This is a genomic window from Streptomyces poriticola (genome assembly GCF_036689765.1).
GTDB lineage: Bacteria > Actinomycetota > Actinomycetes > Streptomycetales > Streptomycetaceae > Streptomyces > Streptomyces poriticola.
The window spans coordinates 38,166-47,094 of the sequence record NZ_JBAGKH010000040.1 but is presented as its reverse complement, the minus strand read 5'-3'; the positions used below and the strand labels follow the sequence as shown (position 1 = coordinate 47,094).

Here is an 8,929-nt window from a genome sequence, read left to right as displayed (position 1 = left end):
GGGCAGCTCGTCCAGATCGGGGATGCGCCAGGGCTCGGAGCCGTTCGCCAGAGCGCCGTCCGAGAGCAGGAACACCGGGGTGCGGTAGGTCAGGGCGATCCGGGCGGCCTCCAGCGCGGCGTCGAAGCAGTCCGCGGGGGTCTTCGGTGCCACCACCGGCACCGGAGCCTCGCCGTTGCGGCCGTACATGGCCTGCAGCAGATCGGCCTGCTCGGTCTTGGTGGGCAGCCCCGTGGAGGGGCCGCCGCGCTGAATGTCCACGATCAGCAGCGGCAGCTCCAGCGACACCGCGAGACCGATCGTCTCCGACTTGAGCGCCACCCCGGGCCCCGACGTGGTGGTCACCGCCAGCGAGCCGCCGAATGCCGCGCCGAGGGCCGCGCCGATCCCGGCGATCTCGTCCTCCGCCTGGAACGTCCGCACCCCGAAGTTCTTGTGCCGGGACAGCTCGTGCAGGATGTCCGAGGCCGGGGTGATCGGATACGAACCCAGATACAACGGCAGATCCGCCTGCCGCGACGCCGCCACCAGTCCGTACGACAGGGCCAGATTCCCGGAGATGTTCCGGTACGTGCCCGCCGGGAACGCCGCGGCCGCCGGGGCCACCTCGTAGGAGACCGCGAAGTCCTCCGTCGTCTCCCCGAAATTCCAGCCGGCCCGGAACGCCGCGATGTTCGCCGCCGCGATCTCCGGCTTCTTCGCGAACTTCGCCCGCAGGAAGCTCTCCGTGCCCTCGGTGGGCCGGTGATACATCCATGACAACAGGCCGAGGGTGAACATGTTCTTCGACCGGCCCGCGTCCTTCCGCGACAGGCCGAACTCCTTCAGCGCCTCCACCGTCAGCGTCGTCAGCGGCACCCGGTGCACGCTGTAGCTGTCGAGGGAGCCGTCCTCCAGCGGCGAGGAGCCGTAGCCGACCTTCTGCATCGCCCGCTTCGTGAACTCGTCGGTGTTCACGATGATCTCCGCGCCCCGCGGCACATCCCCGAGGTTCGCCTTCAGCGCCGCCGGGTTCATCGCCACTAGCACGTTCGGGGCGTCCCCCGGCGTCAGGATGTCATGGTCCGCGAAATGCAACTGGAAACTCGAGACACCCGGCAACGTCCCGGCGGGGGCCCGGATCTCCGCCGGGAAATTCGGCAGCGTCGACAGGTCGTTGCCGAACGACGCCGTCTCCGACGTGAAACGGTCACCCGTCAACTGCATACCGTCACCCGAGTCGCCCGCAAAGCGAATGATCACCCGGTCCAGACGGCGCACCTCTTTACCCGCTGTGGCGACGGCCACCGGTCCCTCCTTTGCTGACAGGTGTGCCGGAACGGCACATTTGCGTTCTTCTTCCTGGTGACGGCCTGGTGACGCCTGGTGGCGGCCTCGTACGCGTCGGCGCAGAAGGCCGCGGAGTTCGTCGCGTACGGGGGTCATGGTGTCGGTGTCGTGTGCCTCCGCATTCGGCCGGAGCAGGGGTTCGGTGTCGGAGGGCGGAGGTTGATCCACCGGGTGCGGCGGCCCCGGTCACACCGTCGAGCTCGTCGTGCGCCGTCACGTTCTGCGGCAGAGACGTTCCTGCTCACTCTCCTGTTGCGGTACTGCGCCGTGCCGTCGGCCGGCGTCAGTCGGTGCCCCGGAAGATCCATCGGTCGGGAACGTCCCTCTCCTCGCCCGCGAGCAGGGCCGGCGGCGGGCCGTGCTCGGGGGCCGGTGCCTCGCCGGCGGGCCGTCTGTGCTCCGTGACGTCGGCTTCCATCGTCGGCCTTCCTCGTCGGGGCTCCGTGAACGCGAAGCGCGGGTGTGCCCGGAAGGTCGGGCACACCCGCGCGGCAGGTCGAGCGGAGGCTGTTCTCAGTCCTTGCCGGCAGGGGCCTGCAGAGCCTTCGAGAAGGTCTCCTCCGACTGGGCCCCACTGATCGTCCGGCCGGTGTCGAAGAGGAACAGCGGTACGGCGGTGACACCGGCCCGCCGGATCTCGGCGAGGCCGGCCCGCAGCTCCTCGGCGCCGCCCTCGGCGGGCTCGGCCCCGGCCTCGGCGGCCAGGCGGCGCAGCGTGTCCGCGTCGCCGATGTTCAGCCCGTCGGTCAGATAGGCGCGGAAGAGCCGCTCCGCCATCTGCTCGCCTCGGCCCTGCTCGGCCGCCGCGGCGAGCAGCCGGTGCGCCTCGAACGTATTGACGTGCACGGCCTTGTCGAAGTGGGCCTCGATGCCGTCCTCGGCGCCGAAGGAGGTGTCCTCGGCGATGGCCCGGGCCTGCTCCTCTCCGAACGCCTCCCTGTGCACGTCGAACAGTGGTTTGCCCTCGGCGGGGGCGTCGGGTGCGACCTGGAAGGGCCGGAAGACGATCTGGACCTCGCCGCCTTGGTCGCGGTAGCGCTCGACGGCCCGCGACAGGCGGACGAAGCCCAGGTAGGAGTGGATGCAGATGAGGTCGAGCACGAGCTCGACGCGGCGGGTGGGAAGCGTGTTCGTGGTCATGGGTCGACTCTCCGACTTCAAGCATGGTTGAGGTCAAGCGGACGGCCTGCGCCTGCCGTGTTCCGGCCACTGTTTGGCCGGTACGTCCATCGGTGGGGCGCCGCTCAGAACTCGGCCCCGGTCATCTCCGCCAGCCGTTCCCCGGTACTCCACACGACGTGGAAGCTCAGCCGGTCGAACCGCCAGCCGGAGGGGGTGCGCACCGCCCGGCCCTCGTAGTAGCCGCCCACGTCGAAGGTGCGGGAGGGGTCGCCGCCCTGGTGCACGTGCGTGGCCAGCTGGTGGACGCGCACGGTGGCCGTGTCCCCGGCCTGTTCGATGCGGTGGTTGGCGCTGAGGTGATGGGTGCGGGCCCACCGGGCCCTGGCCTTCCGCTGGAAGGCGGCGAGGCCCGCGAGCCCGGTGTGGGAGCCGATGGGGAAGGTGAACCGGGCGTCTTCGGTGAAGAGTTCGGAGAACCAGTCGTCGTCCGCGGTCTCGTCGATGGTGTCGAGGGCGACGACGTACCGGTCGAGGAGGTCTCTGATCTCCAGGCGGTCGCTCAGTACGCGCAGTTGTCCGCGCAGCGCGGCGACCTCGTCGTCGATCGAGGGCATGCGGTGCTCCTCACAGGTGTCGGCCCGTCCCGTGACCGCCCGGATCCGGGTCACAGCCGAACGGCGCGCAGGCGCACGGCCTGCAGCAGATCCGCCTGGTGCAGGGAGGCCTGACGCAGTGCCGTGTGCTGCGGTGACGCCTGGTCCGGTACGGAGGCGGTGCGGACGGCGGCGGCGAAGGCGGAGACGGTACGGCTCACCTGGTCGTCCGCGGGCAGTGGTACGTGCTCGGCCCCGGTGCGTCGTTCGAGCCGCACCTGGGGCAGGTGGCCGGCGGGCGGGGTGAAGGCCCGTTCCACGGTGATGCGTCCTTCGCTGCCCCAGAGTCCGTACGTCGAGCGGTAGGCGTGGTCGAGTCCGAAGGACAGCTGGGCGCCGACCCCGTCCGGGGTGTGCAGGAGTGCGCTGCCCGCGGTGTCGACGTCCTGTCCGGAGCCGTGGACGAGCGTCGCCCCCGTGACCCGGAGGCCGGGGCCGAGGAAGTGCAGGGCGGCCCGCACCGGGTACACGCCGGTGTCCCACAGTGCTCCGCCGGCGAGGTCGGCGCGCAGCCTGATGTCGTGAGGGGGGAGCCGCGGGACGGCGAACGCGGCATGGAACGACCGCAGTTCACCGATGGCTCCCTGGGCGAGCAGCTCCCGTACCTTCGCGTGCTGGGGGTGATGGACGAACATGACGTTCTCCATCAGGACGAGCGCGTTCTTGTCGGCCAGGGCGAGGAGTTCCCTGGTGCGGGCCGCGTCGGTGGTGAGGGGCTTCTCCGCGAGGACGTGTTTGCCCGCGCGCAGCGCCGCCTCGGCCCAGGGGGCGTGCAGGGCCGCGGGCAGCGGCACGTACACGGCGTCGATGTCGTCGCGCGCCAGGAGGGCGTCGTAGCCGTGCACCGGCCGGCAGCCGAAGTGTGCGGCGGTCTGCCGCGCCCTGGCCTCGTCGCGGCTGGCGACCGCGACGAGCTCGACGTCCGGGCCCGCCGACATCGCCGGCAGCATGCGCCGCCGGGCGATGTCGGCGCAGCCGATGACTCCGATGCGTACGGGCTTCATCAGAGCCGCACCGCTTGTGATGTGAGGCACGACAGCAGGGTCCTCGCCTGGACGTTGAGGTAGTGGTTGTGCCGCAGCAGGGACGTCAGCTGGTGGGGTGTGACCCAGATGTATCCCGGGGGCGGGGTGAGCGGTGCCTCGTCCTGGTCCGCCTGGACGAACAGGTAGTGGCTCTCCGCGTTCAGGAAGCGGCCGCCCTCCTCCGAGTGCAGGGCGCGGTAGCTGACCCGTGCGGGGTCGGCGTGCTGCACGAGGTCGAGGAACGGCGGCCGGTCCGCCTCGGGCAGATGCGCGTAGTTCTCGGGGGTGTACTGGACGGTGGGACCCAGTTCGACCGTGTCCGCGAAGCCGCCCTCGACCCGGGCGTGCGCCAGCAGGTGCGGTACGCCCCCGATGCGGCGGGTCAGGAACGCCGTGACGCCGGTGCCCTTCGGTTCGAACAGGGGCTGGGTCCAGCCGGCGACCTCGCGGCTGCCGGCCTGTACCCGTACCGCCATGACGTCGAAGTAGCGGCCGTCCTCGTGGTGGACGGTCCACTCCCCGTGCCGCCACCCCGGCAGGTTCCTGAGCGGGATCCGCTCGGTCGCCACGTCGTGGCGTGCGCGCTCGGCGGTGAACCAGGAGAGGAGCTCGGTGTCCGGGTGCAGGGCGGCGGTGTCCTCGTCGGGGAGGGCCGCGCCGGCCAGCACCGTGCGCGCGTCCATGTTGATGACGTTGTCCAGGCGGAGCAGCTCGCCGATCTGACCGAGGGTCAGCCAGCAGAAGTCGTCGTGGGACGGTACGTCGCCGACGGCCTCGACGATCATGTTGCGGTTGCTCTTGCGGTGGAACCAGGAGCCGTGCTCGGACTGCAACGCGTCGGTGAGGACCCGGCCGCGGGCGGGGTCGGTGAAGTACTGGAGATACCTCACGTCGGCGCCTTGGTGGGCCTTGGTGTAGTTGCTGCGGGTGGCCTGGACGGTCGGGGACAGCTGCAGCAGATTGCGGTTGCCCGGTTCCATCTTGGCCTGCATCAGGAAGTGCAGTACGCCGTCGAATTCCTTGACGACGATGCCGAGGATGCCCACTTCGGGCTGGTTGATGATGGGCTGGTGCCACTGGCCCGCGGGTCCCGCGGTGCTGGTGACGCGCAGCCCTTCGACGGTGAAGAACCGCCCGCTGCGGTGCGTGAGGTTGCCCGTGGGCTCCTCGAAGGACCAGCCGTCGAGCTGCGCGAACGGGATGCGGTCCACCTGGAAGCGGTGGGCCCGGCCGCGTCCGTCGAGCCAGTCGCGTACGTCCTCGGTGCTCAGGTGGCTGCCCCGGGTCGTGGCGGCGGAGCGGGCGAAGCGGTGCGGCAGTGCGGGGTCGGTCCTGCGGCGCAGGGCCCTGCCGGTGCGCAGGTCCGTGGGTGCGGCGTGGGTGGTCACGAACGGGCTCCCACGAATTCCTTCACCGAGGAGACCATGTAGTCGATCTTCTCGTCGTCGAGTGCCGGGTACACGCCGATCCAGAAGGTCTGCTCGGTGACGATGTCGCTGTTGGTGAGGTCGCCCACGATCCGGTGCGGCTGGTCGATGTAGGCGGGGTGCCGGGTGAGGTTGCCGGCGAAGAGCCTGCGGGTGCCGATCTTGCGGTCCTCCAGGAAGTCCACCAGCTCGGCCCGCTCGAACGGCGCGTCCGGGTCGACGGTGAGCGCGAAGCCGAACCAGCTCGGCTCGCTGCGCGGCGTGGCGCGGGGCAGTACCAGGTGCGGTACGTCCTCCAGTCCGTCGCGCAGCCGGGTCCAGTTGCGGCGGCGGGCGGTGATGAAGCCGTCGAGCTTGTCGAGCTGGGACAGGCCGAGGGCGGCCTGGATGTCGGTCGCCTTCAGGTTGTAGCCGACGTGGGAGAAGATGTACTTGTGGTCGTAGCCCTCGGGCAGGGTGCCCATCTGGTACTTGAACCGCTTCAGGCACTTGTTGGTCTCGCCCGGCTCGCACCAGCAGTCGCGGCCCCAGTCGCGCAGTGACTCCACGATCCGCGCGAGGGCGAGGTTCGAGGTCAGGACGCAGCCGCCCTCGCCCATGCACAGGTGGTGGGCGGGGTAGAAGCTGACGGTGGTGATGTCGCCGAAGGTGCCGGTGAGCCTGCCGTCGTAGGTAGAGCCGACGGCGTCGCAGTTGTCCTCGATGAGGAACAGGCCGTGGTCCTCGGCGAGCCGGGCGATCTCGGCGGCCTCGAAGGGGTTGCCGAGGGCGTGCGCGATCATGATGGCGCGGGTCTTGGGGCCGATGGCCTCGGCGACGCGGGCGGCGGTGGTGTTGTACGTGCCGAGCTCGACGTCGACGAACACGGGCACGAGCCCGTTCTGGATGATCGGGTTGACCGTGGTCGGGAAGCCCGCCGCGACGGTGATCACCTCGTCGCCCGGCCTGAGCCTGCGGTCCTCGAGGAGGTGCGAGGTGAAGGCCGTCATCGCGAGCAGGTTCGCGGAGGACCCGGAGTTGGTCAGGTGCGCCTTGCGCAGGCCCAGCTTGCGGGCGAACCGGGACTCGAACCTGCGGGAGCTGGGTCCGGCGGCGATCCGCATCTCCAGGGCGGCCTCCACCAGGGCGAGGCGGTCGTTCTCGTCGAGCACCGCGCCCGCGGGCCAGATCTCCGTGGTGCCGGGCACGAAGGGGGCGTCGTCCCGGACGTCCAGATGGAACTTCTTGGCCTCGTCGAGGATCAGACCCTTGTGGGCGCTCATGAGGAAATCCCTTCCCGGCGTTCATCACCGGTGTCGTCGCTCGGGTGCTTGATGGCCTTCCACCAGCCGGGGTTGTCGCGGTACCAGGCGACCGTGCCGGCGAGTCCCTGCTCGAAGGAGATCCGCGGGCGGTAGCCGAGCTCTTCGTGGATCTTGGTCTCGTCGAGCGAGTAGCGCAGGTCGTGGCCCTTGCGGTCGGCGACCCGGCGGACCAGGGAGTGGTCGGCGCCGCACAGGTCGAGCAGCCGCTCGGTGATGTGCAGGTTGGTCTGCTCGTTGCCGCCGCCGATGTTGTAGATCTCGCCCGGCCGGCCCCGGGACAGCACCGTCTCGATGGCCCGGCAGTGGTCGTCGACGTGCAGCCATTCGCGGATGTTGCCGCCGTCGCCGTACAGCGGCACCGGCAGTCCCTCGAACAGGTTGGTCACGAAGAGCGGGATCAGTTTCTCGGGGTGCTGGTAGGGGCCGTAGTTGTTGGAGCAGCGGGTGATCGACACGTCGAGCCCGTGGGTGCGCCAGTAGGCGCGGGCGATCAGGTCCGAGGACGCCTTGGACGCCGCGTAGGGCGAGTTGGGCGCCAGCGGCCACTCCTCGGTCCAGGAGCCCTCGTCGATGGAGCCGTACACCTCGTCCGTGGAGACGTGCACGACGCGTCGTACGCCGGTGGTGAGGCAGGCGTCGAGGAGTGTCTGGGTGCCGGCGACGTTCGTACGGACGAACTCGGCGGCCGAGTCCAGGGACCGGTCGACGTGCGACTCGGCGGCGAAGTGCACCACGGCGTCGTGGCCGGGCAGCAGGTCGAGGAGCAGCGGCAGGTCGCAGATGTCGCCGTGCACGAACTCCAGGCGGGGGTGGGCGGCCGGGAGGTTGTCCCGGTTGCCCGCGTAGGTGAGCTTGTCGAGGACGGTGACGCGGGTGTTCTCGTGGCCCGGGTAGCCGCCGTCGAGGAGTGTACGGACGAAGTGGGAGCCGATGAAGCCGGCGCCTCCGGTGATCAGCAGCCGCATCAGGCCGCCACCTCCACGCGGGTGTGGTCGCCGACGATGAGACGGTGGTGCGGCGCGGGCGTGCCGGCGCCGATGCCGACGGTGGCGTTGCGTCCGATGAGGGAGTAGTGCACCTTCTCGATCCGGGAGATCTGCGCCCCGTCGAGGACGATGGACTCCTCGACGGTGGTGGCGCTCAGGGCGCAGCCGGAGCCGATCGAGGTGAACGGGCCGATGTGGCTGTCGGTGATCACGGTGCCGGGCCCGATGACCGCCGGGCCGTCGATGCGCGACCGTACGACGCGGGCGCCGGGCGCGATGACGACCTGGTCGCCGATCTCGCTCTCCGCGTCGATGTCGCCCGCGATGTCCGTGCTCAGGCCGGCCAGGATGTGCCGGTTGCACTCCAGTACGTCGTCGGCCTTGCCGGTGTCCTTCCAGTAGCCGCCGTACTCGCTGGCGCGGACCTCGGCGCCCTGGGTGACGAGCCACTGGATGGCGTCGGTGATCTCCAGTTCGCCGCGGGCGCTCGGCTCGATCGCGCCGACGGCCTCGTGGATGGCGGAGGTGAAGAAGTAGACGCCGATCAGCGCGAGGTCGCTGCGGGGCTCCTGGGGCTTCTCCACCAGGCGTTCGACCTGGCCGTCCTGGTCGAACTCGACCACGCCGAAGGCCCGCGGGTCGGAGACCTTGTGGACCACGACCTGCGCGGCCGGCCGGGCGGAGCGGAACTCCTCGGCTATCTCCTGGATCCCGTCGGGGAGCATGTTGTCCCCGAGGTACATGACGAAGTCGTCCTCGCCCAGGAAGTCACGGGCCAGCTCCACGCAGTGGGCCAGGCCCAGCGGCTCGTCCTGCTTGATGTACGTGACGCGCGTGCCGCACCGGGAGCCGTCGCCCATGACGTCGGAGATCTCCGGCGCCCAGTCGCCGACGATCACTCCGATCTCGGTGACGCCCAACTCCTGGATGTTCTTCAGGACATGGGCGAGGACGGGCTTGTTGGCGATGGGGATGAGCTGTTTGGGCATGGAGTAGCTAAGGGGCCGGAGCCGGGTTCCCGACCCGCCCGACAGCACCAGCGCTTTCATTGGGGTTCTCCTCAGGGTGGTGGTTCTGGCACGT

Annotated in this window: 9 protein-coding genes; all 9 read right to left on the bottom strand. The window is 70.1% G+C overall.

The annotated features are described in order from the left end of the window. The coding region (locus V5O46_RS29245) for a 2-oxoacid:acceptor oxidoreductase family protein (protein WP_408649080.1) at positions 1 to 1,308 on the bottom strand (1,308 nt) is incomplete at its 3' end. A 304-nt stretch (positions 1,309 to 1,612) separates the two neighbouring features. Then, positions 1,613 to 1,747, bottom strand: a complete 135-nt coding sequence (locus V5O46_RS29240; protein WP_332887735.1) for a hypothetical protein — start codon at positions 1,745 to 1,747, stop codon at positions 1,613 to 1,615. Between the two features lie 95 nt (positions 1,748 to 1,842). Beyond that, entirely contained in the window at positions 1,843 to 2,469 is a 627-nt protein-coding gene (locus V5O46_RS29235; RefSeq protein ID WP_332887734.1) for a DsbA family oxidoreductase, read from the bottom strand. 104 nt (positions 2,470 to 2,573) lie between these two features. Then, on the bottom strand, positions 2,574 to 3,065 hold the full coding sequence (locus tag V5O46_RS29230; RefSeq protein ID WP_332887733.1) for a nuclear transport factor 2 family protein: 492 nt from the start codon (positions 3,063 to 3,065) through the stop codon (positions 2,574 to 2,576). 50 nt (positions 3,066 to 3,115) lie between these two features. Then, positions 3,116 to 4,108, bottom strand: coding sequence for a Gfo/Idh/MocA family protein (locus tag V5O46_RS29225; RefSeq protein ID WP_332887737.1), 993 nt, complete (start codon positions 4,106 to 4,108; stop codon positions 3,116 to 3,118). Continuing rightward, entirely contained in the window at positions 4,108 to 5,517 is a 1,410-nt protein-coding gene (locus tag V5O46_RS29220) for an NDP-hexose 2,3-dehydratase family protein (RefSeq protein ID WP_408649079.1), read from the bottom strand. The genes V5O46_RS29225 and V5O46_RS29220 overlap by 1 nt, the downstream gene beginning before the upstream one ends. Continuing rightward, positions 5,514 to 6,818 carry a lipopolysaccharide biosynthesis protein RfbH gene (gene rfbH / locus V5O46_RS29215; protein WP_332887732.1) on the bottom strand — a complete coding sequence of 435 codons (1,305 nt, stop codon included), beginning with the start codon at positions 6,816 to 6,818 and terminating at the stop codon, positions 5,514 to 5,516. The genes V5O46_RS29220 and rfbH overlap by 4 nt, the downstream gene beginning before the upstream one ends. Then, entirely contained in the window at positions 6,815 to 7,825 is a 1,011-nt protein-coding gene (gene rfbB, locus V5O46_RS29210; protein WP_332887731.1) for a dTDP-glucose 4,6-dehydratase, read from the bottom strand. Before rfbB ends, rfbH begins: the two co-directional genes overlap by 4 nt. Then, entirely contained in the window at positions 7,825 to 8,895 is a 1,071-nt protein-coding gene (locus tag V5O46_RS29205; RefSeq protein ID WP_332887730.1) for a glucose-1-phosphate thymidylyltransferase, read from the bottom strand. Before V5O46_RS29205 ends, rfbB begins: the two co-directional genes overlap by 1 nt. Positions 8,896 to 8,929: the final 34 nt, after the last annotated feature.

Excerpts from the sequence above, each read along its gene's own strand:
- V5O46_RS29235 (WP_332887734.1), bottom strand. The coding sequence starts at position 2,469 with ATGACCACGAACACGCTTCCCACCCGCCGCGTCGAGCTCGTGCTCGAC.
- V5O46_RS29240 (WP_332887735.1), bottom strand. The coding sequence starts at position 1,747 with ATGGAAGCCGACGTCACGGAGCACAGACGGCCCGCCGGCGAGGCACCG.
- V5O46_RS29225 (WP_332887737.1), bottom strand. The coding sequence starts at position 4,108 with ATGAAGCCCGTACGCATCGGAGTCATCGGCTGCGCCGACATCGCCCGG.
- rfbH (WP_332887732.1), bottom strand. The coding sequence starts at position 6,818 with ATGAGCGCCCACAAGGGTCTGATCCTCGACGAGGCCAAGAAGTTCCAT.
- V5O46_RS29230 (WP_332887733.1), bottom strand. The coding sequence starts at position 3,065 with ATGCCCTCGATCGACGACGAGGTCGCCGCGCTGCGCGGACAACTGCGC.
- V5O46_RS29205 (WP_332887730.1), bottom strand. The coding sequence starts at position 8,895 with ATGAAAGCGCTGGTGCTGTCGGGCGGGTCGGGAACCCGGCTCCGGCCC.
- rfbB (WP_332887731.1), bottom strand. The coding sequence starts at position 7,825 with ATGCGGCTGCTGATCACCGGAGGCGCCGGCTTCATCGGCTCCCACTTC.